Origin of the sequence: Fulvimarina pelagi HTCC2506 (assembly GCF_000153705.1) — a bacterium.
GTDB classification, from domain to species: Bacteria; Pseudomonadota; Alphaproteobacteria; order Rhizobiales; family Rhizobiaceae; genus Fulvimarina; species Fulvimarina pelagi.
Genome location: NZ_DS022272.1, coordinates 2,246,663 through 2,272,452 on the forward strand (window position 1 = coordinate 2,246,663; position 25,790 = coordinate 2,272,452).

25 protein-coding genes are annotated in these 25,790 nt (G+C 62.5%); 16 read left to right on the forward strand and 9 right to left on the reverse strand.

Annotation, left to right across the window (positions count from 1 at the left end):
• Positions 1–1,128 carry an ATP-dependent DNA helicase gene (locus FP2506_RS10570; RefSeq protein ID WP_007067469.1) on the reverse strand — a complete coding sequence of 376 codons (1,128 nt, stop codon included), beginning with the start codon at positions 1,126–1,128 and terminating at the stop codon, positions 1–3.
• A gap of 143 nt (positions 1,129–1,271) precedes the next feature.
• Between FP2506_RS10570 and FP2506_RS10575 the strand changes: the two genes are divergently transcribed.
• The 4 genes from FP2506_RS10575 to FP2506_RS10590 all read left to right on the forward strand — a co-directional run bounded on the left by FP2506_RS10575 (position 1,272) and on the right by FP2506_RS10590 (position 5,492).
• Entirely contained in the window at positions 1,272–2,297 is a 1,026-nt protein-coding gene (locus FP2506_RS10575; protein WP_007067470.1) for a magnesium chelatase ATPase subunit I, read from the forward strand.
• Positions 2,297–4,051, forward strand: a complete 1,755-nt coding sequence (locus FP2506_RS10580; RefSeq protein ID WP_007067471.1) for a VWA domain-containing protein — start codon at positions 2,297–2,299, stop codon at positions 4,049–4,051. The genes FP2506_RS10575 and FP2506_RS10580 overlap by 1 nt, the downstream gene beginning before the upstream one ends.
• Positions 4,048–4,911, forward strand: a complete 864-nt coding sequence (gene bchO, locus FP2506_RS10585) for an alpha/beta fold hydrolase BchO (protein WP_007067472.1) — start codon at positions 4,048–4,050, stop codon at positions 4,909–4,911. Before FP2506_RS10580 ends, bchO begins: the two co-directional genes overlap by 4 nt.
• 71 nt (positions 4,912–4,982) lie before the next feature.
• Complete coding sequence (locus FP2506_RS10590; protein WP_007067473.1) at positions 4,983–5,492, forward strand: lysozyme inhibitor LprI family protein; 510 nt, start codon at positions 4,983–4,985, stop codon at positions 5,490–5,492.
• A gap of 54 nt (positions 5,493–5,546) precedes the next feature.
• Here the strand turns inward: FP2506_RS10590 and FP2506_RS10595 are convergent, their stop codons facing one another.
• Entirely contained in the window at positions 5,547–6,257 is a 711-nt protein-coding gene (locus FP2506_RS10595) for a hypothetical protein (protein WP_007067474.1), read from the reverse strand.
• Positions 6,258–6,379: 122 nt separating this feature from the next.
• On the reverse strand, positions 6,380–7,975 hold the full coding sequence (gene crtD, locus FP2506_RS10600) for a 1-hydroxycarotenoid 3,4-desaturase CrtD (protein WP_341871888.1): 1,596 nt from the start codon (positions 7,973–7,975) through the stop codon (positions 6,380–6,382).
• 90 nt (positions 7,976–8,065) lie between these two features.
• On the opposite strand from crtD, the gene FP2506_RS18365 reads away from it, so the two are divergent.
• The 12 genes from FP2506_RS18365 (at position 8,066) to FP2506_RS10660 (ending at position 20,346) form a co-directional block, all read left to right on the forward strand.
• On the forward strand, positions 8,066–9,187 hold the full coding sequence (locus tag FP2506_RS18365) for a methyltransferase (RefSeq protein WP_007067476.1): 1,122 nt from the start codon (positions 8,066–8,068) through the stop codon (positions 9,185–9,187).
• 81 nt (positions 9,188–9,268) lie between these two features.
• Positions 9,269–10,207, forward strand: coding sequence for a chlorophyll synthesis pathway protein BchC (gene bchC / locus FP2506_RS10610; RefSeq protein WP_007067477.1), 939 nt, complete (start codon positions 9,269–9,271; stop codon positions 10,205–10,207).
• Positions 10,204–11,220 (forward strand): chlorophyllide a reductase iron protein subunit X, encoded by a 1,017-nt coding sequence (locus FP2506_RS10615; protein ID WP_007067478.1) that lies wholly within the window; start codon positions 10,204–10,206, stop codon positions 11,218–11,220. Before bchC ends, FP2506_RS10615 begins: the two co-directional genes overlap by 4 nt.
• 10 nt (positions 11,221–11,230) lie before the next feature.
• Entirely contained in the window at positions 11,231–12,820 is a 1,590-nt protein-coding gene (gene bchY / locus FP2506_RS10620) for a chlorophyllide a reductase subunit Y (RefSeq protein ID WP_007067479.1), read from the forward strand.
• Entirely contained in the window at positions 12,820–14,265 is a 1,446-nt protein-coding gene (gene bchZ / locus FP2506_RS10625) for a chlorophyllide a reductase subunit Z (RefSeq protein WP_007067480.1), read from the forward strand. The genes bchY and bchZ overlap by 1 nt, the downstream gene beginning before the upstream one ends.
• A 52-nt stretch (positions 14,266–14,317) precedes the next feature.
• On the forward strand, positions 14,318–14,545 hold the full coding sequence (locus tag FP2506_RS10630; RefSeq protein WP_007067481.1) for a hypothetical protein: 228 nt from the start codon (positions 14,318–14,320) through the stop codon (positions 14,543–14,545).
• An 80-nt stretch (positions 14,546–14,625) separates the two neighbouring features.
• Positions 14,626–14,850 (forward strand): light-harvesting antenna LH1, beta subunit, encoded by a 225-nt coding sequence (gene pufB, locus FP2506_RS10635; protein ID WP_007067482.1) that lies wholly within the window; start codon positions 14,626–14,628, stop codon positions 14,848–14,850.
• A 14-nt stretch (positions 14,851–14,864) separates the two neighbouring features.
• Positions 14,865–15,056 carry a light-harvesting antenna LH1, alpha subunit gene (gene pufA / locus FP2506_RS10640; RefSeq protein ID WP_007067483.1) on the forward strand — a complete coding sequence of 64 codons (192 nt, stop codon included), beginning with the start codon at positions 14,865–14,867 and terminating at the stop codon, positions 15,054–15,056.
• Between the two features lie 93 nt (positions 15,057–15,149).
• Positions 15,150–15,989: a photosynthetic reaction center subunit L gene (gene pufL, locus FP2506_RS10645; RefSeq protein WP_007067484.1), complete on the forward strand. Its 840-nt coding sequence runs from the start codon at positions 15,150–15,152 to the stop codon at positions 15,987–15,989.
• Between the two features lie 10 nt (positions 15,990–15,999).
• A complete protein-coding gene (gene pufM, locus FP2506_RS10650; protein WP_007067485.1) occupies positions 16,000–16,986 on the forward strand; it encodes a photosynthetic reaction center subunit M in 987 nt (328 codons plus the stop codon).
• On the forward strand, positions 16,983–18,746 hold the full coding sequence (pufC, locus tag FP2506_RS18005) for a photosynthetic reaction center cytochrome PufC (protein WP_007067486.1): 1,764 nt from the start codon (positions 16,983–16,985) through the stop codon (positions 18,744–18,746). The genes pufM and pufC overlap by 4 nt, the downstream gene beginning before the upstream one ends.
• 211 nt (positions 18,747–18,957) lie before the next feature.
• Positions 18,958–20,346 (forward strand): TrkH family potassium uptake protein, encoded by a 1,389-nt coding sequence (locus FP2506_RS10660; RefSeq protein WP_007067487.1) that lies wholly within the window; start codon positions 18,958–18,960, stop codon positions 20,344–20,346.
• 201 nt (positions 20,347–20,547) lie between these two features.
• Here FP2506_RS10660 and puhE read toward each other — a convergent pair whose 3' ends face one another.
• The 6 genes from puhE to puhA are packed head-to-tail and all read right to left on the reverse strand — an operon-like array spanning position 20,548 to position 25,784.
• Complete coding sequence (puhE, locus tag FP2506_RS18010; protein ID WP_007067488.1) at positions 20,548–22,416, reverse strand: putative photosynthetic complex assembly protein PuhE; 1,869 nt, start codon at positions 22,414–22,416, stop codon at positions 20,548–20,550.
• A gap of 54 nt (positions 22,417–22,470) precedes the next feature.
• On the reverse strand, positions 22,471–23,559 hold the full coding sequence (acsF, locus tag FP2506_RS10670; protein WP_007067489.1) for a magnesium-protoporphyrin IX monomethyl ester (oxidative) cyclase: 1,089 nt from the start codon (positions 23,557–23,559) through the stop codon (positions 22,471–22,473).
• Positions 23,556–23,858 (reverse strand): hypothetical protein, encoded by a 303-nt coding sequence (locus FP2506_RS10675; RefSeq protein WP_007067490.1) that lies wholly within the window; start codon positions 23,856–23,858, stop codon positions 23,556–23,558. The genes acsF and FP2506_RS10675 overlap by 4 nt, the downstream gene beginning before the upstream one ends.
• Positions 23,858–24,355 (reverse strand): photosynthetic complex assembly protein PuhC, encoded by a 498-nt coding sequence (puhC, locus tag FP2506_RS18015; protein ID WP_007067491.1) that lies wholly within the window; start codon positions 24,353–24,355, stop codon positions 23,858–23,860. The genes FP2506_RS10675 and puhC overlap by 1 nt, the downstream gene beginning before the upstream one ends.
• Positions 24,352–25,014 (reverse strand): photosynthetic complex putative assembly protein PuhB, encoded by a 663-nt coding sequence (puhB, locus tag FP2506_RS10685; RefSeq protein ID WP_007067492.1) that lies wholly within the window; start codon positions 25,012–25,014, stop codon positions 24,352–24,354. Before puhB ends, puhC begins: the two co-directional genes overlap by 4 nt.
• Positions 25,011–25,784, reverse strand: coding sequence for a photosynthetic reaction center subunit H (gene puhA / locus FP2506_RS10690; RefSeq protein WP_007067493.1), 774 nt, complete (start codon positions 25,782–25,784; stop codon positions 25,011–25,013). The genes puhB and puhA overlap by 4 nt, the downstream gene beginning before the upstream one ends.
• Positions 25,785–25,790: the final 6 nt, after the last annotated feature.

Genomic DNA, 25,790 nt, shown 5'->3' on the forward strand with positions numbered 1-25,790 from the left:
CTACCGAACGATGGTCAGCGTCTTCGCCGCCCGCGTGATCGCCGTGTAGAGCCAACGCTCCCGCGTCTCGCGGAACGCCCAGCCCTCGTCGAACAACATCACGTCGTCCCATTGTGAGCCCTGTGCCTTGTGGACGGTCAGCGCATAGCCGTAGTCGAAGTCGTCGAATCGCTTTTTCGTTGCCCAGGGAACGTCGGCCTCAGCATCCTCGAAGGCCGCCTTCAGTAGCCGGATCTTCGCCGCACCCTTGTCGATGTCGTCGTCGTCCGGCTTCACGATAAGATTGATCCCGGGCTTCACGGACTCCTTCGACGCCGTCATCACCTGCCAGAGCGAGCCGTTCAACAGGCCCTTTTGCGGATCGTTGCGGAGGCAGACCAGCTTGTCGCCCACCTGCGGCAATTCGTGGGTAAACCCCTTCAGTTCCCGCAGCCGTCGATTGTACGCCCGGCGCGTCTTGTTGGTGCCGACCAGCACTTGATCGACCGCCAGCACCTTGGCCTGGTCCACGTCGCGCTTGCCGATCACTTGCACGGTTCCGTAGTCGCCATGCATGATCTGCCTACCCTCGCGCACGTCGAGCGCAAGCTTGACGATCGGATTGTCCCGCGCCTGGCGGTGAATATCCGTCAGTAGAAAATCCGGCTCGGCATCGGTAAAAAACCCACCACCGGAGACAGGTGGTAGCTGGCCCGGATCGCCCAGCACCAGGATCGGCGTCCCGAAACTCATCAGATCCTGCCCCAACGCCTCGTCCACCATCGAGCATTCGTCGATGACGACGAGCTTCGCCTTGGCGACCGGGCTCTGCCGGTTCAGCGAAAAGGTCGGCGAAACCCGGCTCGTGCCGGTCTCCTCGTCCTCCACCTGCTCCTCGCCCTTCGGCCGGTAAATCAGCGAATGGATCGTCCGCGCACTCTTCGCTCCCTTGGACCGCAGCACCTGCGCCGCCTTGCCAGTAAACGCCGCGAATTGAACCGCGCCGTCGACACCCTCGGCAAAATGCCGCGCCAGCGTCGTCTTGCCGGTTCCGGCGTAGCCGAACAGCCGGAACACCGGGCTGTCGCCGTTCTCCAGCCAATCGGCGACAGCCTTGAGCGCCGCATCCTGCTGAGGTGAAAATTCCAAGGAGAGCAGCCCGCCACGATTCTCGTTTCGTTCGCTTCCCGCAATAGCCGCCACGTCCTCGCGGCGCAATCTTTGTAGGCGAACCAGACGCTCGTTCGCATTTCCCGTTTGACGCGGCACAACCATCAAGTATCGTCGGCCTCATGAAACGGCATTTCCCCTTCACCGCGATCGTCGGCCAGGCCGAACTCACCACGGCGCTTAAGCTCGCTGCGATTGATCCCGCCATTGGCGGCGTCCTCGCCTTCGGCGATCGGGGAACGGGCAAGTCTACCGCCTTGCGTGGCCTTGCCGCCGTACTGCCACGCCTCACCGCCAACGACTGCGCCTATCGCTGCGACCCCGGGCGAGAAGACCGCCTCTGCCCGGACTGCCGCGCGAAACTCGAAGCAGGCGAGAAACCGGACACGCGAGACGTCCCCGTCCCGGTCGTCGACCTCCCGCTCGGCTCCTCCGAGGATCGCATCGTCGGCGGCCTCGATCTCGAACACGCCCTCCTCACCGGCGAGCGCCGCTTCGAACCCGGCCTCCTCGCCAAGGCCAATCGCGGCTTTCTCTATATCGACGAGATCAACCTTCTCGAGGATCACCTCGTCGATCTCCTCCTCGACGTCGCAGCTTCCGGCGAGAACGTCGTCGAGCGCGAGGGCCTCAGCGTCCGCCATCCGGCGCAGTTCGTCCTCATCGGCAGCGGCAACCCGGAAGAAGGCGAACTCAGGCCCCAGCTCCTTGATCGCTTCGGCCTCTCCGTCACTGTCACTACGCCACAGGACGTCAAGACCCGCATCGCCGTCGTGAAGGCCCGCGACCGCTTCGAGCGTGATTCGGCAGCGTTCCTCGCAGAGGCCGCCGAAGCCGAAGGCGCCCTTCGGGACAAACTCGAGACTGGGCGCCGTAACCTCGAAGACGTAAACGTCTCCGACCGCATCCTCGAACAGGCCGCCCAACTCTGCATCTCGCTCCAGACTGACGGTTTGCGCGCCGAGCTCACCCTCGTCCGCGCCGCCCGCGCGCTCGCCAGCCTTAACGGTGAGACCGACGTCACCTTCCAACATCTCGCCGAACTCGCGCCCTTCGCGCTCGCCCATCGCCTGCGCCGCAATCCACTGGAAGAAGCCGGCTCTGGCGTCCGCATCGAACGCGCCCTCGCCGAGCTTGACGCGGCTTGATGGACGACCGCTTCAAACAGCGCGCACGCCTCTTACCCCCTCACCGAGCGGCGATCGCGATCCTCCATGCCCGCCCGGAAATCGGCCTTGTCGTCCGTGCCCAACCGGGCCCGCTCCGCGACAATTTTCTCGCCGAACTGCGCCGATCGAGCCCGTGGTCTCACGCTAGAACCATCGCCCAGCGCGACATCCGTCAGCTCTCCGAGAAGCGCTCGCGCGTGTCCGCCCTCGCCGTCCTCGATGACGAAACACCGGCGGACAACCCCGATCATCCCCTCATTCTCACCGGCGCCGATCGCTACGGCGCTTCGGAAGCAGCCCACCTGCTGCCGCAACTCGACGCCGCCCGCCCCATCATCGCTCTCGACGAAGGCCTCGGCGACGAGACCCTCCCCGACGCCCTCTTGGACCGCCTCGGCATTTGGCTGGACCTGACCCTGCCAGACCCCGATGCGAATGACCTCGATCCCGGCATCGACCCCGTCACCCCAACCGGCCCCCTCAATACCCGCGCGATTTCCGTTCCCGAAAGCGCCATCGCCACCCTCTGCGAGGCCGCGTCCGCCTTCGGTATTCCGAGCCTCCGCGCCCCCCTCCTCGCCCTCGACGCCGCCCGCGCCTCCGCCGCGATCATGGGCGCCCGCGAGATCGCCGATGAGGACGTCCTCCTCGCCTGCCGTCTGGTCCTCGCCCCGCGCGCCCGTCAGGCGCCCAGCTTCGACGAACAGCCGCCGGAAGAGGACAGCGAGAGCGAAGACCACCCAGACGCCTCAAACGACGACACCCCGCCCCAGGACCACGACGAACCGGACCAGTCCGATTCCGAAAAGTCTGAAACTAATCAGGAAGCATCCTCTCAGAGCGGTCAGGACACCGATGTCCAGTCGGAAGACGTCGCCATCCCGCTCGATATCCTCAAACGCCTCGCCGCGATGGTCCGCAATCACCACACCGCCGGCAAGACCGCCCGAAAGGGCGCGACCGCGAGATCCGGCGGCGCCCGCGGCCGCCCCCTCGGCAGCCGCGCCGGCGATCCCCGTCACAGTTCGCTCGATATCTCCGCAACGCTGACGGCCGCCCTACCCTGGCAGCGCTTCCGCCGACAGCGTTTCCCCCGCCTCACAGATCGCCCTGTCATTCTCACGCCGAGCGACATTCGCATCCGCCGCCTCCAGGCCAAGCGCGAAACCGCGACGATCTTCGTCGTCGACGCCTCCGGCTCCGCCGCCCTCGCGCGCCTAGCAGAAGCCAAGGGCGCGATCGAGCGTATCCTAGCCGAATGCTATCGCCGCCGCGATCGCGTCGCGATGGTCGCCTTCCGCGGCACTTCAGCCGAGACCCTTCTGCCGGAAACGAAATCCCTCACCCGCGCCCGCCGTGCCCTCGCGGGCCTCAGCGCCGGCGGCGGCACGCCGCTCGCCTCCGGCATCGCGCTTGCCGGCGATCTCGCCCGCCAGTGCGAGCGCCAGGAACGCACCCCCCTCATCGTCTTCCTCACCGACGGCAAAGCCAATATCACTCTCGACGGCATGGCCGGCCGCTCCTCGGCCCGCGAGGACGTCAACACGCAGGCCACCGTCCTCCGCTCGCAAGGCTACGCCAGCCTCGTCATCGACTTCTCGCTCCGCCCCGGCCCCCATGCCCACGACCTCGCGGATATGCTCGGCGGCCGCTACCTTGCTCTTCCGAATGGCGACGCCTCTAGCCTCGCGGACGCCGTCGCCCGCGATCCCAGCAAGTCCGCCCGCCCATGAGAACCGGCGCCGGACGTCCCCCGGCCGACTGGCCGCTCAGCGAACACAGCCGCTCCGTCGACGCCGGCGGCATAAGATGGCACTTCCAGATCATGGGCGAAGGCCCGGCCATCATGCTCATCCACGGCACCGGCGCCTCCACGCATTCTTTCCGCGACCTTGCGCCGATCCTCGCCGAAAACCATCAGGTACTCATGGCGGATTGCCCCGGCCTCGGCTTCACCGATCGCCCATCGCGATCACTCACCCTGCAGACCATGGCCGCCATGCATGCCGAGCTTCTGCAGAAGCTCGGCGTCAATCCAGCCGTGATTGTCGGCCATTCCGCCGGCGCGGTGATCGCCATCGAGATGGCGCTCGACGGCCGCGTCGCGCCGCAACACCTCGTCTCCCTCAACGGCGCGCTCCTGCCCTTTCCGGGCCTCGCCGGTCGCCTTTTCCCGAAGATCGCGAAGGTCGTATACCGCAACCCCATCGTGCCGCGCTTCTTCGCCTATCGTGCAAAAAGCGAGAATGCCGTCTCCGGCCTCCTCGACGGCACCGGCTCCGCCCTCACTCCAGGAGGGAAATCCCTCTACGCCCGCCTTTTCCAGGACCGCCACCACGTCGCCGGCACGCTTTCCATGATGAGCCACTGGGATCTGGACCGCTTCTCTGCCCGGCTCGACCGCCTCGAAACCCCGCTCCTCCTTGTCACCGGTGATCGCGACAAGGCGATTCCCGTTTCTGTCAGCCACCGCGTCGCCGCCCAAGTGAAGAACGGAAAGGTCGTTGTTTTGAATGGACTCGGCCACCTTGCCCACGAAGAAGCTCCCGGGCTGATCGCCGAACTGATCTTCGAAGTGGTAGGAACGAGTTGACACCCCGCCGCAGGCGGCGACGATAAGCCTTCGGGCCAAGCCGGTCTTCAACAGGCAGGAGGAGTCGCATCATGCATCGTTTCTTCGTGTTTTTGGCCCTCGCTGCAGTAACCTTCGTGCCTTTCGATGCCGCCGCGCAATCGGGCACGACGTCGACCGAACCGAGGACCGCGGTCGACGCTTGCCTGTCCCGAACCTCACAAGATGCACAAGGCAGTTGCATCGGCGCCTACGCCGACGCGTGCATGGACACCTCAGAAGGCCAGACGACCTTGGGCATGACCAACTGCGTCAGGGCCGAATCTGATGCATGGGATGCGATCCTCAACGAGAACTACCAGGCGAGCATGACCGAGGCGAAAGCCGTGGATGCGGATCGCAGCGTATCAAGCTCGACAGACAGTGAGGCCGCCGCGAGTCTTAGAGCTGCCCAACGCGCCTGGATCACTTTCCGCGACGCCGAATGCGCCCGCATCTTCGAGCTCTACAAGGACGGCAGCATACGCCTCCCGTTAACAGCCGGATGTGTGAACCGGCTCACGGCGGAGCGCGCGCTCGAGCTCCGGTCGACTGCGCAGTAGGATTCTGATCCATGCGCAAGTACGTGCGCTCCCGGCCGCGCATGTCTCTACTCTCTAGAAGAATCGGCGGGGCATCTTGTAGGGCAGCATCGTCTGAACCACCCAGTTCCTGAACCGGTCGAGGTCGAGGCTTTCGTGCATGGCGACCGTCCGCTGGCCGAACAATGTCGTATGCACCAGTGACCGCGCGTAGAACGGCGAATCCTCCAGCGTTTTTTTCACCTCCGTCACGCTCGGCGCTTCGGTACGCGTCGTCCGCTTCATCCGCCAGAAGCTCGTCTTCAGTTTCTTCAGCGCCGGCGGCTCGAAATCGGTTACGTCCGCCCTCGGATCGAACTTGATCGCAAGGCTCAGTTGCTCCCCGTCCCGCTCGATCAGGTCGTAGAGCACGGCCGCCCCGCCCGGCACGCAGGCGCGGCTCCAGTTCCAGCTGGAGAACCTGTCCTCCAGCGGCTCGGCCCCCGTATTGAAGTCGAGATAGCCGTGCCCACGCCAGGAAAGGCCCGGATCGGAAAAAGCCGCCTCCACCCGCGCGCATGGGGCGATCGGCCACCAGCAATGCCTCCCGCCACGGTCGAGCGGCATCGGCCGGTTCTGCAGCGCTTCGGGGTAGAGCCGCACCGTCCCCCTAACACGTTTCGGGATCAGCGGCGTGATCTCGTCGATCGTCACGGTCAGGCAGTCGCCGTCCCATTCCATCGCACTCGGGCCGACGGACAGCACCGAGGCATCGCGCGTCAGGTCCTTCTCGCCGCGTTCGGTCATCGCCCAGCGCCGCGCCCCGCGTCCGTAGAGCGCGCAATTGATCGAGACATGGTTCTGCGGCCGACCGCGCCCGGAAATCTTGTAATAGGGCGAGAAGACGCTGCCGACGAAGCCGATGATCGTCAGGCCGAACGCGCCGTCATCCGAGATCGCGTCGCAATACCACCAGGCGTAGCCCCCCGGCCCAACCGGCTGGTCGAAGCGAGGTCCTTCACGATGGCCTGTACCGCGAGGGTTCCCGAGAGCGAAGCCATCGGCACGCCGGCGCCCGGATGGGCGCTCCCGCCGCAGAGATAGAGGCCCGGTATCTTCGAGCGCGCGGCGGGCCTCTGGAACGACGCGGTCGACCCATGAGAGACCTGCCCGTAAAGCGCTCCGCCCGTCCCCGGGAAGAGAGCCGAGTACTCCGAGGGCGTCGAAAGGCTGATCCCGCCCCCCTCCAAATCGAGCGTCAAACCCGAGGCCCGGAGCCTCCCCATAGCCGCGTTGATGCATCGTCCGACCTCCTTGGGATCGATAGATTCGAGATCGTCGCCAAGCGCGGGCGCATTGACGATAAGAAACAGCCGCTCGGTTGCGCCCAGCCCTTCCGCGCAGTCGTCGCGGTCCTCGGCGCACACGTAGACATTGGGATCGCTCGGCAGCCGGCGCGCTTGGAAAATCTCGTTGAACTCGCGCATCGGATCAGGCGCGAAGAACACGGTATGGTGCGACAGCGGGAAGCCCGAAACCTTCGCCTTCACCGCGATCCCGAGCGCCGAAAGCGAACGCTCACGAGGCGTCGCAGCCTTGCCGAACGCATGGGCGACAATACCCCCGAAAAGCCCGCGCGCGATGGCATCGGCATCGCAATTCGCCACCACGAGATCCGCCGCGATCACCTCGCCGGAGCCAAGCCGCACGCCGACGGCCCGGCCGTTTTCAACGAGAATCTCTTCGACGTCCGCGCCATACCGGAACGCCGCACCCTGCCGCTTCGCAAGCCCTTCCACCGCCACCGCAAGCCGCGACATTCCACCCGCGACACGCCACACCCCTTGCGCCTCCACGGCAGCGATCAGCCGCAAGGTCGAGGGCGCTTCATAGGGCGATGAGCCCACATAAGTCGTGTAGCGCGCGAACAGATGGCGCAGGCGCGGATCCGAGAACTCCTTAGTCAAAATGTCCCAGACGCTCTTGTTCGCGCCGAGCTTGGCAATCCGCATTGCCCCACTGAAGCCTGCCCGCATCGTCAGTTCGATCGGACTGTCCGGCCGCTCGACGCTCATGAAGATCGGGTCGAGCAGGTCGAGCACATCGTCCGACCGGGCCATGAAGCTCTCGAATTCCCGCGCCGAACGCCGCCCAGCGAACGTCTCCACCGCCACGATCGATTGCTTCCTGTCGGAGAAAAGATCGAGCATCGACCCATCGGCGAAGACATGCCGCGCGATGGTCGCGGAGCGAACGATCTCCACTTGGTCGTCCAGCCGCTCACCACAATCGGCGAACAACGCATCGAACACATGGCACTTGGTGAACACCGTCGGCCCGGCATCGATCTCGCTGCCCGCGACCTTAACCCGCCGCATCTTGCCGCCCGCATGGCCCGCCCGCTCGCACACCGTCACGTTAAAGCCGCCGGCCGCGAGCCGTGCCGCAGCGGTCAGTCCGCCAATTCCAGCGCCGATGACGACGACATCCATGGACGATCCCCGAAAGGTCGAGAGAAGTGTCAACTGAATTTGACACCTCGCCGCCCCCATGTCCAATTCAATTCAGGTCGGCCCAGCCGAACCCACGGTGCGGATTACGAGCGGAGGCAGGACTTGAACGGATCGAAAGCGCCCTTCGCCGTTCGATGGCGGGATCGCCGCAACCGCATCCTGCTCGATCAGCGCTTTCACAAGCTGGCTATGAAATTCGGTATCGGCCGCTTCTTCGCCCGCCGCTCGGCGCAAAAGCTGTTCGACCTGACCGCCGGCTTCATCTACTCGCAGGTCCTCGCCGCAGGCATCCGCGCGGGGCTCTTCGAACATCTCGCCAAGGGCCCAACCAGCCCGGCCGAAACGGCACGGGCAATCGGCCTCCCGGACGACGGGACTCGTCGCCTCCTCGCGGCCTCCGCCTCTCTCGATCTCGCGGACAAGCTATCCGACGGCCGCTTCATGCTGGGGCCCCAAGGGGCCGCGCTCCTCGCCAATCCCGGCATTGCCGCAATGGTCCGACACCACGACGCGATCTATGCCGATCTCGCTGATCCGCTAAAGGCCCTTGAAACGCGCGGCGGCGGAGAGCTCGCCAAGCTTTGGGATTACAAGGGCCCCGATCAGGATCGACCGACCGGCGAGACCGAGCGATACACCGCCCTGATGACCGCCAGCCAAGATCTCGTCGCCGCAGAAACCCTCCGCGTCTTCAACATCTCCGGCTACACGCGCATCCTCGACATCGGCGGCGGCAGCGGTCGCTTTCTCACCCATGTGGCGACCCGAAACGCGAACGCCGAACTCCACCTTCTCGATCGCAAGACCGTCGCCGACCTCGCCCGCGAGGCACTCCGATCGCATCCGGCCTCCCACCGCTTCACGGTCCATGGGGGCAATTTCCTTGACGCGCCGCTTCCCGACGGATGCGATCTGATCACCCTAGTCCGCATCCTCCACGACCACGATGACGACATTGTCCTCGCATTGCTTGACAGGATCTCCCACGCGCTCCGTCCCAGCCGCGGCACCCTATTGATATCCGAGCCGATGGCCGACGAACGCGCCCGCTCGCGCATTGGTGATGCGTATTTCAACATCTACCTTCACGCCATGGGCACAGGCCGTCCCCGTACGCCGAGCGAACTGACACGATTCCTTGAACGAACCGGCTTTAGCCGGATCCGCCACCTTTCGACCGGCATGCCGATTGCAACCTCGGCTTTGGTCGCTGAGACACGCTGAACCTAGGGGCGGGCCGTCTTACCCAATTGACATTTGAGAGTGTCCAGTTAACTTGACACATATTAAGGGAGCTATCTCAGGATGCGCCGCACCAACGCCATCATCTTCAAGCAGCCGAACGCTATCGACATCAGTGCAACCGCGCTGAAGCCGGTCGAGGCGGGCGAGGTGCTGATCGAGGTAGAGGCGTCCGGCATTTCCACCGGAACCGAACGGCTGCTCTTCTCTGGCGAGATGCCACCCTTCCCGGGCATGGGCTATCCCCTAGTTCCCGGCTACGAGGCCGTTGGACGGGTCGTTGCCAGTGAGGCAGAGACCGGACCCACCATTGGAACCCGCGTCTTCGTACCCGGCTCACATGGCTTCACCGATGCGCACGGGCTCTTCGGTGCCCAAGCCGGCCATCTCGTCGCGCGGTCGGACAAGCTCGTGCCGATGCCCGACGGTCTTGGCATCGAAACAACGCTCTTCGCCCTCGCGGCGACCGCTCATCGCGCCGTCATGCGGGGAAGCGCCCTGCCCGATCTCATCGTCGGCCACGGCGTCCTCGGCCGGCTCGCCGCCCGCATCGCCGCCGCCAAGGGCAAGGCACCGACGGTCTGGGAAGCCAATCCGCGCCGTCGCAGCGGCGCCCGCGGCTATGACATCGTCGATCCTTTGGAGGACAATCGCTGCGACTACGCCCCAATCCTCGATGTGAGCGGCGACTCCAGCATCATCGACAGCCTCGTCGCGCGCTCGGCGAAAGGCGGCGAAATCGTTCTCGCCGGCTTCTACAAGCAGCCGCTTGCTTTCACCTTCCCCCCGGCCTTCATGCGCGAGACGTCGATCCGTATTGCGGCTGAATGGTCGCGCGCGGACATGGATGCGGTCGTCGGCATGGCCGCGAGCGGCACGCTGTCCTTGAGCGGTCTCGTCACCCATACAGCCCGGCCGGCAGACGCCGCCGAGGCCTATCGCACGGCGTTCGAAGACGCCGACTGCCTGAAAATGATCATCGAATGGGAGAGAGGCGCATGAGCGCACTCGCAAGAACCGAAGCTAAATCGGGTCAGGCCGAGATGCATTCCGCCCTCCGGGCCGAAGCGCAGGAACCGATCGACACGCCGTCAAGCGGCCCGATCACCAAGGAAACGCAGATTATCGCGATCTACGGCAAGGGCGGCATCGGCAAGTCGTTCACCCTTGCCAACCTCTCCTACATGCTCGCCCAGCAGGGCAAGCGCGTCCTCCTCATCGGCTGCGATCCGAAGTCCGACACCACGTCCCTTCTCTTCGGCGGCAAGGCCTGCCCGACGATCATCGAGACGTCATCCAAGAAAAAGGCGGCCGGCGAGGAGGTGGACATCTCAGACGTCTGCTTCAAGCGCGACGGCGTCTTCGCCATGGAACTCGGCGGTCCGGAGGTCGGGCGCGGCTGCGGCGGACGCGGCATCATCCACGGCTTCGAACTCCTCGAAAAGCTCGGCTTCCACGACTGGGGCTTCGACTACGTCCTCCTCGACTTTCTGGGCGACGTCGTCTGCGGCGGCTTCGGCCTGCCGATCGCCCGCGACATGTGCCAGAAGGTCATCGTCGTCGGCTCGAACGATCTCCAGTCCCTCTACGTCGCCAACAATGTCTGCTCGGCGGTTGAGTATTTCCGCAAGCTCGGCGGCAATGTGGGCGTTGCCGGCATGGTCGTGAACAAGGACGACGGCACAGGCGAGGCCGCAGCCTTCGCGAAAGCCGTCGGCATCCCTGTTCTCTCGGCGATTCCCGCCGACGAGGACATCCGCAAGAAGAGCGCGAACTATCAGATCGTCGGCAAACCCGGCGGCCAGTGGGCCTCCCTCTTCGAGGAACTTGCCGCTGGCGTCGCCGACGCCCCGCCCCTTCACCCGACCCCGCTCGATCAGGACGGCCTCCTTGGCCTCTTCGACGACGAGGAAACGGGTCGCGACTACGTCCTACAGCCGGCGAGCCAGGAGGACATGATGGGCCGGCCAATCAAGCCGAAACCGAGTCTCGAAATCGTCTACGACAACGCATGAGGCCGTAGACATGGATTTCGAACCTCGCGCAATCGATAGAGACGAAAGCCCAGGCCGGACCGAGGCTTTCGGCGACACCGAGCCGGTCACTCAGGCGAAGGACGGCGATGCCGGCTGCCACGCCGGTAAGGCCGAGATGCTCGCCGCGGCGAAGAAGGCTGGTGCCAGCGACGCGCTCGACCAGTACGCGAAAGACTATCCGACGGGCCCCCACGACCAGCCCCAATCCATGTGCCCAGCCTTCGGCTCGCTCCGCGTCGGCCTGCGGATGCGCCGAACTGCCACTGTGCTCTGCGGCTCGGCCTGCTGTGTCTACGGCCTCACATTCACCTCTCACTTCTACGGCGCGCGCCGTACCGTGGGATACGTACCGTTCAGCTCAGAGACGCTCGTCACCGGTAAACTATTCGAGGATATACGCGACGCGGTCCACGATCTCGCCGACCCGGAACTCTACGACGCGATCGTCGTCACCAATCTCTGCGTTCCCACCGCCTCCGGCGTGCCATTGCGCCTCCTTCCGCAAACTATAGACGGCGTGCGCGTCATCGGCATCGACGTGCCGGGATTCGGCGTGCCGACCCATGCGGAAGCAAAAGACATCCTTGCGGGGGCCATGCTGAAGCGCGCTCGGGAAGAGGCTGAAGCGGGGCCTGTTTCGCGGCCCAATCGTAGGGAGACCGACAAGCCCGAGATCGCCCTTCTCGGAGAGATGTTCCCCGCCGATCCGATGATCATCGGTCAGCTTTTGGAGCCCATGGGCCTTGCCGCCGGACCGGTCGTTCCGACCCGCGAATGGCGCGAGCTCTACGGCGCGCTCGACTGCGCGGCCACCGCGGCCATTCATCCCTTCTACACTGCCAGTATACGGGAATTCGAGACCGCCGGCCGGCCGGTCGTAGGATCTGCACCGGTCGGTGCCGAGGGCACGGCAGAATGGCTTTCTCGAATCGGCGAAGCCGCCGCCGTCCCGGCGAGCAAGGTCGCGGCTGCCCAGAACGCAATCCTCCCAGCGATCCGGGGTGCGCTCGCCGGGTCTCGTATCGATGGGCGCATCACGCTGTCCGGCTACGAGGGCTCCGAACTCTTGGTGGCCCGCCTTCTCGTCGAAAGCGGCGCGGATCTGCGCTATGTCGGCACCGCTTGCCCGAAGACAAAATGGTCCGATTACGATCGCGAATGGCTCGAGGCGAAAGGTATCCACGTCAAGTTCCGCGCTTCGCTGGAAGACGATCTAGCTGCCTTCGAAGAGTTCAAGCCCGATCTCGCCATCGGCACGACGCCGGTCGTCCAGAAGGCTAAGGAGAGCGGCACACCCTCTCTCTACTTCACCAATCTCATCTCGGCCCGCCCGTTGATGGGACCGGCCGGTGCGGGCTCACTCGCCGAGGTCATCAACACCGCTATCGGCTCGAAGGCGCGCTTTGATACGATGAAGGCATTTTTCGAAGGCGTCGGCTCCGGCCACAACACCGGCGTCTGGCCGACGCCTCCGGAGAAGAAAAAGCCGGTCTCGCACCGCGACGACGTGCCGATCCGCGCGAAATCGAAATCCGACGCCGTTCTGGACAGCGTCGCATCGAGCGAGGGAGGCATCTGATGCTCGTCCTCGATCACGATCGCGCGGGCGGCTACTGGGGTGCTGTTTACGTCTTAACCGCCATCAAGGGCCTGCAGGTCGTCATTGACGGCCCGGTCGGCTGCGAAAACCTCCCCGTCACCTCGGTGCTCCACTACACCGACGCGCTGCCGCCGCACGAACTGCCGATCGTCGTCACCGGCCTTGCGGAGGAAAATCTCGGCCAGACCGGCACTGAGGGCGCGATGAAGCGTGCCCACTCCAAGCTCGATCCGAAGCAGCCTTCGGTCGTCGTCACTGGATCGATCGCCGAGATGATCGGCGGCGGCGTGACGCCGGAAGGCACCAATCTCAAGCGCTTCCTGCCCCGCACGATCGACGAGGATCAGTGGCAGGCCGCCGACCGTTCGCTGAAATGGCTCTACACCGAATACGGGCCGAAGAAGCGTAAGACGAAGGAGAAGACGGCGGACGCTAAGCCGAAGGTCAATATCCTTGGCGCGGCCTACGGCATGTTCAACATGCCCTCCGATCTCGCCGAGATCCGCCGCCTCGTCGAGGGCATCGGGGCCGAGATCAACCTCGTCTACCCGCTCGGCAGCCACCTGAAGGACACCGCCAGACTCGACGATGCGGACGTCAACATCTGCATGTATCGCGAGTTCGGGCGTCAACTCTGCGAGACGCTCGAAAAGCCCTATCTCCAGGCGCCGATCGGCCTCCATTCGACGACGGCTTTCCTGCGCGCGCTCGGCGAACTGACCGGGCTCGACCCGGAACCCTTCATCGAACGCGAGAAGCACACGACCATCAAGCCGCTCTGGGATCTCTGGCGCTCGGTCACCCAGGATTTCTTCGGCACGGCGAGCTTCGGCATCGTCGCGAACGAGACCCATGCCCGCGGTATCCGCCTCTTCCTCGAAGACGAGATGGGCCTCCCCTGCAAGTTCGCAGTGCCCCGCAAGGCCGGCGCGAAGACCCTAAACGACGAGGTGCGAGCCAAGATCAGGGACACCAAGCCCTTGATCATTTTCGGCAGCTACAACGAGCGCATGTATCTCGCCGAGTCCGGCGGGCGCAGCGCCTTCATCCCGGCCTCCTTCCCCGGCGCCGCGATTCGGCGCGCCACCGGCACGCCGTTCATGGGCTATGCCGGAGCGACCTACCTCGTCCAGGAAGTCTGCAATTCGCTCTTCGACGCGCTGTTCTTCATTCTGCCGCTCGGCACGGAAATGGACGCGATTCCCGCAACGCCCGCCCGCGAGAAGTCCAGCGTCGGCTGGTCCCGCGCGGCATCCGCGGCCCTCGAACGTGCCATGGCGCGCGAGCCGATCCTTACCCGCATCTCCGCCGCCAAGCGCTGGCGCGACGATGCCGAGCGCCGCGCCCTTAATGAGGAAGCGATCGCCGTCGAGGTGAAGCACCTCGATGCGACCCTTCTCCGCGAAGATGAGGCCGCGGAATGATCCGGCCTTACCCTTCCCGTTTCGCCCGTCCCAAAGCCTAGGAGGATATCCGATGAGCCTGATGACCCGACATGCGCCCTCGCTCTTTTCGTTGGAGCGGCGCGAATACCGGCTGATCTACGCACTTAGCTTTCCGCTCTTCTTCGCGGTAGCGCTCCTATCGCGCCTCCTGCCGGCCTCGCTGAGGCCGCTACCCTTCGAGCGTGGCCGTTTCTTTGCGGTCCTCTCCGATGCGCGCCAGACGGCGCATTCGGTGCTGCCGTTCGCATTCATGCGCTGACGCTCGTGACCAGCTTCCCTCGCCGAGTCTTCGTGTTGGACGTGGCGACGTGAAGGCATCCGAAACAACGGAGAAAGGTAATGTCAAACACAACAACCACCGGGACGGACTCAGGCACGCTTACCGGCCTGACCGAGAGGGAAGCGAACGAGTTCAACTCGCTCTTCATGAAGTCCTTCGCCGGTTTCACCGGAGTCGCCGTGCTCGCCCACATCCTCGTCTGGATCTGGCGTCCGTGGCTCCAGACGCCTGAAGTCTCGGCGAGCCTCGATCTGGCTCAGCCGCTGACGTCGATGTTCACCTGAAGGAGACGCATCAAATGGGTCAAATCTGGTTACTCTTCGATCCGCGCCGTGCGCTGATTGGCCTCTTCACCTTCCTTCTGGTGTTGGCGCTTCTCATTCACTTCATCCTGCTGTCGACGGCTCGCTACAACTGGCTGGCCAACCCTGCGGCTGAAGGCGGTGGGGAGCAGGCAAGCTCGCTCGTCATCGATCGCAGGATCGTCTGACGAGCAGTTGTGAGTCCACCGGGGGCGACGTCGACCCGCCGGCCCCGGGTTTCAAACAAAGAAGAATGTCACCGCTTGAGGGAGGCAGACGCCATGGCGATGCTGTCGTTTGAACGTAAATACAGGGTCCGTGGCGGCACGCTGGTCGGCGGCGATTTGTTCGACTTCTGGGTCGGCCCCTTCTATGTCGGCTTCTTCGGGGTCACGACGCTATTCTTCTCGCTGCTCGGGTCCCTCCTGATATTCTACGACATCAGCCAAGGGACCGAGACGAACATCTTCGCGATGTCGGTCAACCCTCCGTCGATAGAATATGGACTTGGTCTCGCTCCCCTGGACGAGGGCGGAATTTGGCAGATCGTGACGATTTGTGCCGTAGGCGCATTCACGTCATGGGCACTTCGTGAAGTGGAAATCTGCCGCAAGCTCGGGATCGGCTGGCACGTCCCTATCGCTTTCGCCGTGGCGATCTTCGCTTATGTTTCGCTCGTCGTCATTCGTCCGCTCCTCCTTGGCGCATGGGGACACGGCTTTCCTTACGGAATTATGAGCCATCTCGACTGGGTGTCGAACGTCGGCTACCAATTCCTGCACTTCCACTACAATCCGGCCCACATGCTTGCGGTGACGTTCTTCTTCACCACAACGATGTTCCTCGGCCTCCACGCCGGTGTCATCCTCGGTGCCGTCAACCCGCCCAAGGGCGAACCGGTGAAATACGGTGAGACGGAAAACGCCTACTTCCGTGATTTCATCGCTTATTCCGTCGGCCCTTACGGCATTCACCGACTGGGTCTCTTCTTCGCCCTCAACGCGGGGTTCTGGAGTGCGGTCTGTATCATCATCTCAGGGCCCTTCTGGGACCGGGGCTGGCCGTATTTCTACGACTTCTTCCTCCAGACTCCTGCCGCTATCGGCAACATCTCCTACTGAGGGGTGAAACATGGCCTACTATTCTTCGATATACTTTCGCTCCCAGGTCCGCGGACCTTTTGACCCGGGCGTTCCTCTTCCGAAGAGCAATCTTCCACGCTACCAGGGCGCCAAGGCATTCAGCTACTGGCTCGGCAAGATCGGCGACCCGCAACTTGGACCCATTTACCTTGGCTGGTCCGGCGCGCTTTCGCTCGCTTTCGGCATAATCGCGATCGAGATCATCGGCCTCAACATGTGGGCTTCAGTTGACTGGGACCCTTATGCGTTTGTGCGCAACATAGCGTTTCTCTCCCTCGATCCGCCGCCGGCGAAATATGGACTGAACCCACTTGTTCCTCTTGGCGACGGCGGCTGGTGGATCCTTGCTGGTTTCTTCCTCACCATCTCCATTCTCTTGTGGTGGGTTCGAAGCTATACGCGAGCTCGAGCGCTTGGCCTTGGAACCCACACGTCTTGGGCCTTCGCCTCGGCAATCTTCCTTTACCTCTCCCTCGGCCTTTTCCGTCCGATCCTCATGGGCTCGTGGTCCGAAGCCGTACCGTTTGGAATTATAACCCATCTCAACTGGACCGCGTCAGTCTCGGTGCTTTACGGAAACTGGTACTACAACCCATTCCACATGCTCTCGATCGTTTTCCTCTATGGTTCTACATTGCTGTTCGCCATGCATGGTGGAACGATCCTGGCAGTCGCCCGCTTCGGCGGCGAACGTGAGGCTGAGGAAATCGTCGATCGCGGTACGGCAGCGGAACGCGCGGGTCTCTTCTGGCGCTGGACGATGGGCTTCAACGCCTCTTACGAATCAATTCACCGTTGGGCTTGGTGGTTCGCAGTCCTCACCACGTTCACCGGTGCGATCGGCGTCCTCCTGACCGGCACCGTTGTCGACAACTGGTATCTGTGGGGCGTTAAGCACGGCATCGCACCGAGCTATCCCTCGGTTTATCCCGATTTCCCGATACCTAGCGGCGCAACTCCGGGGGCAGGACAATGAACAACGAACGCAAGAAACGGATCGCGCCGAGATACCGTGTCGCTCCCATCATCACGGGCGTGTTCGCTCTGGCCCTTGGTCTCATAATTCTGACTGTTCCACCGTGGGTCATCCCGCCGATCGAGGCGATCGAAACAGGGCCTGCCGCTATCGAAATGGTTCAGTTCAAAGATGGCAATCGCCAGCCCGACTATCTCCTTCCGGAAGCCCCGCCACCCGCGGAGCCGTACGAAGGCGAGTTGAAGGCCAGTGAAGCCTACGAGAACGTCGAAGTGCTTGGCGATCTTACCGAGGGCGAGTTCACCCGCTTGATGCTGGCCATCACCGAATGGGTCTCGCCAGAACAGGGTTGCGAATATTGCCACAACGTCGAGGAGGGTTTTGCCTCCGACAGCGTCTACACCAAGATCGTCGCTCGAAACATGCTGCAGATGACCCGGAACATCAACACGAACTGGCCCGAGCACGTCGCTCCTGCTGGCGTCACCTGCTACACCTGCCACCGTGGTCAGAACGTCCCTGCGCAGAGCTGGTACGATCAGGAGGAGCCGGACGGAAGTCAGTTTCTTGGGAAACCGCGGCCATGGTATCTTGAGGCGAAGACGATCCGCCAGTTCTTCCCGTCCGTTCCCTATGCGGCCTACCTGCAAGAAGATCCGGCGCCAGGAAACATCCAATCGCAGGATCCGCTCGTGAGCGACACCGGAGAGGCCGAGGTCGCACTCGAGCAGACAGCGGAGAACCTTTACCTCTTCATGATGCAGCAATCGAACGCACTCGGCGTGAACTGCACCTACTGCCACAATTCCCGCGCCTTCTATGACTGGTCCCAATCGACCCCGTTCCGCTGGATCGGTTACTGGGGCATTCGCATGGCGCGCGAAATCAACGTGAATTACATCCAACCGTTGACCGACGTGTTTCCCCCCGAGCGGCTCGGTCCGCTTGGCGATCCGGCCAAAGTTCATTGTGGCACGTGCCACCGCGGCGAAACGAAACCGCTCCAAGGCTACGAACTGATGCACTCCTTCACAGCTGGCCTCAGCGAGAATGGCGAGGTTCCGGATCCCGGTCCAAAGGAAGCCATTCTCCTTGGCGAGGCGGTCCCCGTGGCTCAGACCGGCCCGGAAACCGATGCTCAGCCTGAGCCAGAACCTGCTCCGGTCAGCGAGTCAGCGATCGAGCGGTCGGTCGCTCCCGAAGATGATGGCGAAGCTGCCGAAGACCAGTCTGGGGACGGAGTGCAATACGAGTCGCAGGAGGAACCTGGCCAGGAGGTCGACGCTCCGGCAATCGAAGAAGCGACCGAACCATTGCCAGAGGAGTCGTCTAGCGAGTCCGCACCGCCGGTCGACGTTCCGACCGGAGCGGACGCACCGTCGGGCGCGGATCCCCAGCAATTGAACCCCGGTACGTCTATGCAGGAGGGCACCTCGACGAACGATGCCCCTTCCGCCGGCGATCCTGGGACCGGGGCCCCGAGCGAAGGCGACGGTGATGCGACACCTGGGGTGTCTGGATCGGATGCAGGCTCCGCGACGCCGCCCGAGAATGAAGGTAGCACGGCGGTCGAAGCCGGCGCTGCGGCAGGCGCCTCGACGGACGGCTCGCAAGAAGCCAGCGGCGGTGAGCAGGCTGGTGCATCATCTTCAGGGCAGGCTTCGTCCGACAACGAAGGTGAAACCGAGTCAGACAGACAGTCGGAGGGCAGCAACAGTTCGCGTCCGTCGATTGTCATCGTCCCAAGGTCGCCCAACTGAACGGAAGCAGACCAGCGATCTCGCTAGCGCACATCAACCCCCGAGCCAAACGCTCGGGGGTTTTTCAACGCCCGCTATTAATTCTTGCCGTTCTGTGACGCATTCCCCGCGCTCCTAACTCCAAACCGCGTCAAGTTGATCCGGCAGCTCACTTTTCAGAAAGCCGGCTCCATTTAGCTCCGTGAATTACCGGGATGGGACCAAAAGTGTTATGCGTGTTCCTCTGAATGTCGAGCAGGCGATCGAGTCGCTTCGTCAGATCAAGGAAGGCCGGGAGTCGACAGCAGAGATCTCGCGCAAGCGTGCTGGCCCAGCCAAACTTCTGATGCTCGGCTACCTCTCTTACATTGTGGTCGGCTGGATCCTGCTTTGCCTGCCCTGGGCTCAGGAGGGCGAACCGATCGCGGTGCTCGACAATCTCTTCATTGCCGTCTCGGCCGTTTCAACGACCGGGCTGATCACCGTCGACCCTGGCACGAGCTACACCTTTCTGGGCGAACTCGTCATCCTGCTTCTCATCCAGTTCGGCGGCCTTGGCTACATGACGATGAGTTCATTCGCGTTCCTCGCGATACAAGCACGCCTAAGCAACACCCAGGAAGAGACCGCGCGAACCGCGTTTGCCCTGCCCGCCAACATGACGCCGGCTTTCTTCATCCGCTCCGTCGTTTATTTCACCTTCGCAACCGAGTTTGTCGGCGCCGTCTGCCTCTATCCCATCTTCCTCGCCGAAGACGTCGCCCAACCGCTCTGGAGCGCCGTCTTCCACTCGATTTCGGCATTCTGCACGGCCGGCTTTTCTCTCAACGTCAACAGTTTCGAGGCTTTCTCTGACCACGTCGGGATCAACGTCGTCATCTCTGCCTTAAGCATCTTAGGGGCGATGGGCTTCATCATCGTCGCCGACGCGGCGCGGCGAGTTATCGGTCGAGCCAGCCATTTCGGCTTCACGAGTAAAGTCATCTTTCGCATGACGGGGATCCTGATCGGGTTCGGCACCTTGCTGATCTTCTTGGCCGAACCGACCGTCCGCGCCTTACCGCCGGCCGATCGCTTGCTGGCGGCCTTTTTCCAGGCGATGAGTGCATCGACAACGGTGGGTTTCAATACCCTGCCGATCGGTAGCTTGTCGAACGCCGTCATAATGGTTCTGCTTGTCCTCATGGTCATTGGCGCCTCGCCCTCGGGCACGGGCGGGGGCATGAAGACGACGTCCTTTGCCGCTCTCGTCGCTCTCGTTCGCTCAACCCTCAAGGGCCGCGACAGCGTCCGTTTCTTCAAGCGCCGCGTGCCGGAGACGCAACTCAACCTCGCTGCCACGACCCTCTTCTGCTATCTCGCCTGCCTGTCGATCGCCCTCTTCGTCCTGTTCCTCACAGAAACCGGTGTCGCCTTCAACGTCATGGCCTTCGAGGCAATTTCGGCGCTCGGCACGGTCGGCCTTTCGATGGGCGCGACCGGCGATCTCAGCGAAATCGGAAAACTGACGATCATCGCGCTCATGATCATAGGCCGCCTCGGCGTCCTCACGTTCGGCCTTGCTCTCGCCGTACCGGATGAGACGCTGGAAGAGGAAAGGGACAATGAACTCGTGATGTAGGCGCAGCTCGATGGTGAAGAGAGGACCGGCACCTCCGGCTGGTCGCAAGCTCCAACGCATACGCTTGGCCCATTAAAGGGGCTTGCTTAAAGTTTTTGCTGACAGCTCACGAAGCTAGAGCGGCGCGAGGTGGACCGCTCTTTATGCTCCTATGGAAACTATAGCGGATAGGTCGGCACCCGTTTCCGTCGTAGGCGAAGCCTAAACGGCAAGAGCCGCCTCCGCGTCGAAGCTGCCCTTCGGCTTCGTATGGGTCTCGTCTCTCACCGCTGCGGAGCTGACATCGAACAGACGGTCGAGCGTTGAAGCGTCGAGATTTCTACCGATCGCCAGCGCCCGCGCTGCCTCATTCTTCTGCGGGATATGAACCGACATTGATACGCGGCCACCTGCGATATCGAACCTGATCCATCCATCGCCTGTTTTTGCGATGCCCTTCATGCGTTCGACCCGTCCAGCATCGCCCCGCGCCACTGCGTGAAGCCGCGTCGAAAGCTCATCTGCCCCCATACGACCTGATAGCAAGCGGCTCCAGGACGCGAGACCGAGCCCGGGCTCCGGATGATGGTGCCCGTGCTCGTGATGATGCGCATGGCTATGGCCATGGCTATGCTCGTGCCCGTGTTCACGATGCACGTTTTCGCGGTGTGAGTGGTCATCAGCCTCATGATCGCGTCCAGCGTCTATCGCTTCGGTCGCGTTCGAATGAACATAGATCGCCTGGCTCGGGATCAGTTCCTCCTCCACCGCGCCATATCGCGCCGGCAAAACCCTTGCCTTCGGATTGAGCGCGATCAAGGTTTCTCGCACGGTGGAGAGCTCGCTTTCCGAGACGAGATCGATCTTGTTCAGTATGAATACGGGCGCAATTCGGGCCTGAACATCGAAATAGTCCGGCATACGAGCATAATCGGCGAGGAATGCGCCAGCGTCGATCACCGTGAACAGCTTGGTCGCTTTCACATTTGTCGCGATCTCTGGGGCGGCCAGCACCTGCAGGAGCGAAGCAACGTCGGCGACGCCGGATGGCTCAATCAGCACACGGTCCGGTGCCATGGTGGCGACAACTTCCCGCAACTGGGCCGAGAGATCCTTGCGAAGCGAGCAGCAGATGCATCCGTTCGGCAATTCGACGACATCCGCTCCCTGTCCCGAAAGAAGAGAACCGTCGATCCCGAGTTCACCGAAATCATTGACGAGTACCACCGTCTTCTCCGCCGGATTTGCCTCGGCGAGCATTCTTCTCAGCGTCGTCGTTTTGCCGGCCCCGAGGAAGCCGACCACGATGTCGACCACGAATGGCTTGCGCTCACCGCGCGACTTTAGGCCCATATCCCAAAGGACAGTCCAATTGATCGGTAGCACCAGCATCCAATGCTCTAGGATTGCGAGTGCCATAAGCACGCCGAGGAACGTATAACCCGCCATCTCGAACTGGCTCGCGCTGTCCGAGAAGGCCCAGGCGAAGAGTAGCACGGTGATGACGGTCGAGATCGTCACCGAGAACGGGAAGAGGAGATTCATCGAGCGCTTGTTGAGGAAGCCCTTCAAGAACTCCAGATGCTCCGGCAAGAACTCTTCATTCAAGTTCCGCACGCCGAAGAACACGTTCAGCTTCGCGCTCTGGTGCATCCACCAAAGCACCATGAAGGTCCACATGCCGATTTGGTTCGGCGCACCCCGGGTCAATGAAACGACAGCGACCGCTGCGACGATGATTGCGAGTTCATGCCATAGGCTTGTCTGCACGGCATGGACGAAATGCGGCCAACCACGGCAGCTCTCCGGACACGGCTGCTTCCGCGGGCCTGTCACATAGCCCATATAGAAGCTCATCTCCTGCCAGCCCCAGGCGAGAAGACCGAACGTGAAGGCAAAGTAGGCGCCGGATACACTCGTATCATCTGCTGACCAACTGAGCCCCCACAGCGACAGCGCAAAGACCGCGGTCGCTGCAATCATCGAATACTTAAACGTCTTCTGCGGCAGACCGTCGAGATAGATGATCGCGACCGTCGAGGCCCACCATACGACAAGCGCAAACAGCGCCGGTAAGACATACTCGATCATGAATTGGTCTTTCGCTCGATATGCAAGACTCGTCCGAGCTCCTTGGGAGGCACGTCAGTAGGCCGGAACCAGCGTCCCGTCTTCGGGAATGGCATTTGGGACCGATCGCATCGCGTAAAGGCCGACAAACGTGGAGGCGGCAATCGCTCGGCCACGCAGCATCTTCATCTTACCGGCAACTCCGCCAGCCCTGCGGCCATCGTCGATGATGCGGCTCGCGACGAGCAGGCGGTCGAGCTTCGCCCTGAACTTCGGATTCTCGATGTCGAGGGAAAGTGGGAAGACCTGCTTCGAGATCTCGCTCGTAATGCGAAACACCGTCATCCCGTATTCAGAAGGGTCGATATCGAACGCCTTATGGAATTCGGGTCTTGCGTGGTCGCGGACATACATCGTCGCGAAAACTGCGAGCAGGAAGAACTTGATCCAGAGCTTGTTGTGGCCCTTCAACACGCGGTCGTCGGCCCGCATCAGCAGCGCGAAGGCCTCGCCGTGGCGGAACTCGTCATTGCACCACTTCTCGAACCATTTGAAGATCGGGTGGAAGCGCTTGTCCGGATTGCGTTCCAGATGCCGATAAATGGTGATGTAGCGGGCGTAGCCGATCTTCTCGGAAAGATAGGTCGCATAAAAGATGAACTTCGGCTGGAAGAAGGTGTACTTCTTTTCCTTGGTCAGAAAGCCGAGATTGACGCCGATCCCGAATTCCTTGAGCGCGTCGTTGATGAAACCAGCGTGGCGAGCCTCATCGCGACTCATATAGGAGAAGAGTTCGCAGATATCTGGGTTCGTCCCGCGCCGCTTCATCTCTTTGTAAAGAACGCATCCGGAAAATTCCGCGGTCAGCGAAGAGACGAGAAAATCGACGAACTCCTTGCGCAGGCCCTCGGGCAGATCGTTGAGATCGATCTTGTCCCAGTTCTCGTCTCTCTTGAAGTGCCCCCTGTTGGGGTCGGACTTCATCTCGGCGATCAGCTTATCCCACTGCGGCCTCACGCTGGAGACGTCGACCTTATCCAGCTTGTCAAAATCCGTCGTGTAGAAACGCGGGCTAAGGAGGGTGTCTTCCTGAGCCGTTCTCGTGGTTTCGTTGACGTCGCCTCTGATGGGTCGGGCACCGTCGATCTTCGCCGGAGCGTTCATAGCGTTGCCTTTTCGGAAAATGAGAATTCGCAAAGTTCCATGAATTCAAAGTCGCCGGTCGCCCTGGTCCACTGGCGTTCGAGCCAGCCGGCCCGGCGGATTGTAGCCGTGCGCCTGAATTCAGCTTCGTCGCCGTAGGGAACTGCGATCGGTTTTCCGTGAACGATGACCTCGTCGCCTGGCTCGACCGTCACGCCACCGTCAAACCGCACATGCGCGTGTAGGCTGTCGAACGTGTTCGAAATCTCGACTGTGCAGTCCACAGTCTCTTCGGCTCCACCAAGCAGGGAACGCAGCATCAGTTGATCACTTCCTCCCAATCGAGCAGTCCGGCAAAGACCTCCGTGTTCACCTTGCCGAACGCCCTCAATTCCACCTGCCGGTTCGTTTCCGGATCCTCAACCACAAGACGTCCGTCGGCCTTCAGCGCGAGCAGAAACGCACCTTCCTCCGGCACGCCTCGGATTGTGCGGTAACGCTGCAGATTGCGCAAGGACTCAAGAGCAAACCCGCCGCTTTCGGTGGGCAGGCTGAGCAAGGTCTCCCCCGTTTTCGCATCGGAGATCACCGCTGTCTCGGCCCGCGTATCGTCGAGCGCCAGTGGGCGCGACGCCACCGTCTGGACGTCCGGCGTTCCGAAGGCACCGACGCCGGTTCGGTTGCTTGCGAGCCCTAAGCCGATTGCCGTCACAGCCAGAATCCCTGCAGCGAGAAGGATCGCGAGCGGAATTGGCCGTTCCGGTGTCGGATAGAGCTTTAACGGCTTGCCGTCGGCACTTTGAAACGACTTTGTCATGCCAGTGCAGCTCCCTGACCTATCTCGTCGGCTTGGCGGTCACGAACCGTCTCTTGCAATGCGGTACCGCCGGTTGCTGCCAAAGCTCGGGAAAGGGTCTGCGCGACGCGTTCGGCATCGGGAATCGCCCGCAGCATGGGCTCGGCCGCCCGATATTTGAAGGGACGAGCAAACGGCCAGATCTGGAAGTAGAAAGGCCTGCCCTTCTTCGGCAGCACGAGCGGAATGTCGCCGGTACCGTCTTTGTAGACGCGCAGGCCAGCTGCATCGATTTCCTTCAACGGAATATTTAGCTGCGAAGGCAGCGCCACTCCGTACCGCATGACGACACGGCGGTCGGTGACGAGAAAGCCGGTGCTTCGCGAATAGAGAAGGGAAAGAAGCATCAGGATCGCGCCGACGACAAGGAACGACCCTAGAAGGGGCATCGTCTTGGCAAATGCCATTGCCCATGAAGCGGTATCGTTGTGAACCGAGCCCAGGCGCCAAGCGATCAGCACGAGAAAGTAGGCCGCGACCCATTTCACGCGAAAGGCTTTGACGGCAAGGCGCCACCAGTCGGGCCGTCCCTGCCAAAGAATGCGCTCCCCGGCAGGCAGTTCGTTTTGCGCAACTCGCGTCTTAAGGTCGTCGGTTTCGTCTAGCTCGACATGTCTCATAGCAAGGGTGCCTGTGCGCCGGTTTTGTTGTAAAGTGTGCCGCCCGCGAAATACGCGTTGAGCCGGTCTTCCTCGCGGGCCGTGATATACTCGTCATTGCCGAGCACGGGAGCGGCCAGAAGCTGCTCGCGCGACAGCGTGCCGAAGGTCATCCTTTGTTTGCGCGTGTCGGCAAAGGCGAAGGGCGCCAGCATGGTCCCGGGCCGGCCGTCGATTTCGAGCTCGACGTAACGGACGAAGTACTCGATGGAATTCACCCACAGGTCTTTAACACGGCCTACAGGGTCGCCATCGGCGGCATAAACCGGCATGCCAAGAAGCTCCGGCCCGGATCCCTCCAGATGGTAATCTGGGTTGTTGCGCAATGGCGAGAGCGTCGGATGGCCGTCCATAGTTCGGAACGGCTTGTCCTGCTTCAGCGCGTATGAAGCTGGACCGACCCCGTCGGCCAGTGGATCGCCAAGTGGCATGATCGGCGAGCCAGGAATGCTGTATGCATTCCGGACGTTGAGTTCGCGCTCATTGTCAGGATGTGGCGCGTAATGGACGTTCCCGTCCTGCAGAAGGAATGCCTTCTTCTTCGGCAGTGGCGGAAAACCAACGACCTCCATGCGGTTCGCAGTGCCGCGCGTGCGATCAGAAACCAGTGGATAGCCTTCGCGCTTGTCTTCCGATCGCAAGTAGTAGACGAGCGCAAGGAAGAACAGGAAGAAGGCGATGACGAGAAGCAGCGGCAAATCGAGCTGCTCGGTAAAGGCTCCTGTCGGCATGATATG

Coding starts and splice junctions, on each gene's coding strand:
- FP2506_RS10575 (WP_007067470.1), top strand. CDS start 1,272: ATGAAACGGCATTTCCCCTTCACCGCGATCGTCGGCCAGGCCGAACTC.
- FP2506_RS10580 (WP_007067471.1), top strand. CDS start 2,297: ATGGACGACCGCTTCAAACAGCGCGCACGCCTCTTACCCCCTCACCGA.
- bchO (WP_007067472.1), top strand. CDS start 4,048: ATGAGAACCGGCGCCGGACGTCCCCCGGCCGACTGGCCGCTCAGCGAA.
- FP2506_RS10590 (WP_007067473.1), top strand. CDS start 4,983: ATGCATCGTTTCTTCGTGTTTTTGGCCCTCGCTGCAGTAACCTTCGTG.
- FP2506_RS10595 (WP_007067474.1), bottom strand. CDS start 6,257: ATGACCGAACGCGGCGAGAAGGACCTGACGCGCGATGCCTCGGTGCTG.
- bchC (WP_007067477.1), top strand. CDS start 9,269: ATGCGCCGCACCAACGCCATCATCTTCAAGCAGCCGAACGCTATCGAC.
- FP2506_RS10615 (WP_007067478.1), top strand. CDS start 10,204: ATGAGCGCACTCGCAAGAACCGAAGCTAAATCGGGTCAGGCCGAGATG.
- bchY (WP_007067479.1), top strand. CDS start 11,231: ATGGATTTCGAACCTCGCGCAATCGATAGAGACGAAAGCCCAGGCCGG.
- bchZ (WP_007067480.1), top strand. CDS start 12,820: ATGCTCGTCCTCGATCACGATCGCGCGGGCGGCTACTGGGGTGCTGTT.
- FP2506_RS10630 (WP_007067481.1), top strand. CDS start 14,318: ATGAGCCTGATGACCCGACATGCGCCCTCGCTCTTTTCGTTGGAGCGG.
- pufB (WP_007067482.1), top strand. CDS start 14,626: ATGTCAAACACAACAACCACCGGGACGGACTCAGGCACGCTTACCGGC.
- pufA (WP_007067483.1), top strand. CDS start 14,865: ATGGGTCAAATCTGGTTACTCTTCGATCCGCGCCGTGCGCTGATTGGC.
- pufL (WP_007067484.1), top strand. CDS start 15,150: ATGGCGATGCTGTCGTTTGAACGTAAATACAGGGTCCGTGGCGGCACG.
- pufM (WP_007067485.1), top strand. CDS start 16,000: ATGGCCTACTATTCTTCGATATACTTTCGCTCCCAGGTCCGCGGACCT.
- pufC (WP_007067486.1), top strand. CDS start 16,983: ATGAACAACGAACGCAAGAAACGGATCGCGCCGAGATACCGTGTCGCT.
- FP2506_RS10660 (WP_007067487.1), top strand. CDS start 18,958: ATGCGTGTTCCTCTGAATGTCGAGCAGGCGATCGAGTCGCTTCGTCAG.
- puhE (WP_007067488.1), bottom strand. CDS start 22,416: ATGATCGAGTATGTCTTACCGGCGCTGTTTGCGCTTGTCGTATGGTGG.
- acsF (WP_007067489.1), bottom strand. CDS start 23,559: ATGAACGCTCCGGCGAAGATCGACGGTGCCCGACCCATCAGAGGCGAC.
- FP2506_RS10675 (WP_007067490.1), bottom strand. CDS start 23,858: ATGCTGCGTTCCCTGCTTGGTGGAGCCGAAGAGACTGTGGACTGCACA.
- puhC (WP_007067491.1), bottom strand. CDS start 24,355: ATGACAAAGTCGTTTCAAAGTGCCGACGGCAAGCCGTTAAAGCTCTAT.
- puhB (WP_007067492.1), bottom strand. CDS start 25,014: ATGAGACATGTCGAGCTAGACGAAACCGACGACCTTAAGACGCGAGTT.
- puhA (WP_007067493.1), bottom strand. CDS start 25,784: ATGCCGACAGGAGCCTTTACCGAGCAGCTCGATTTGCCGCTGCTTCTC.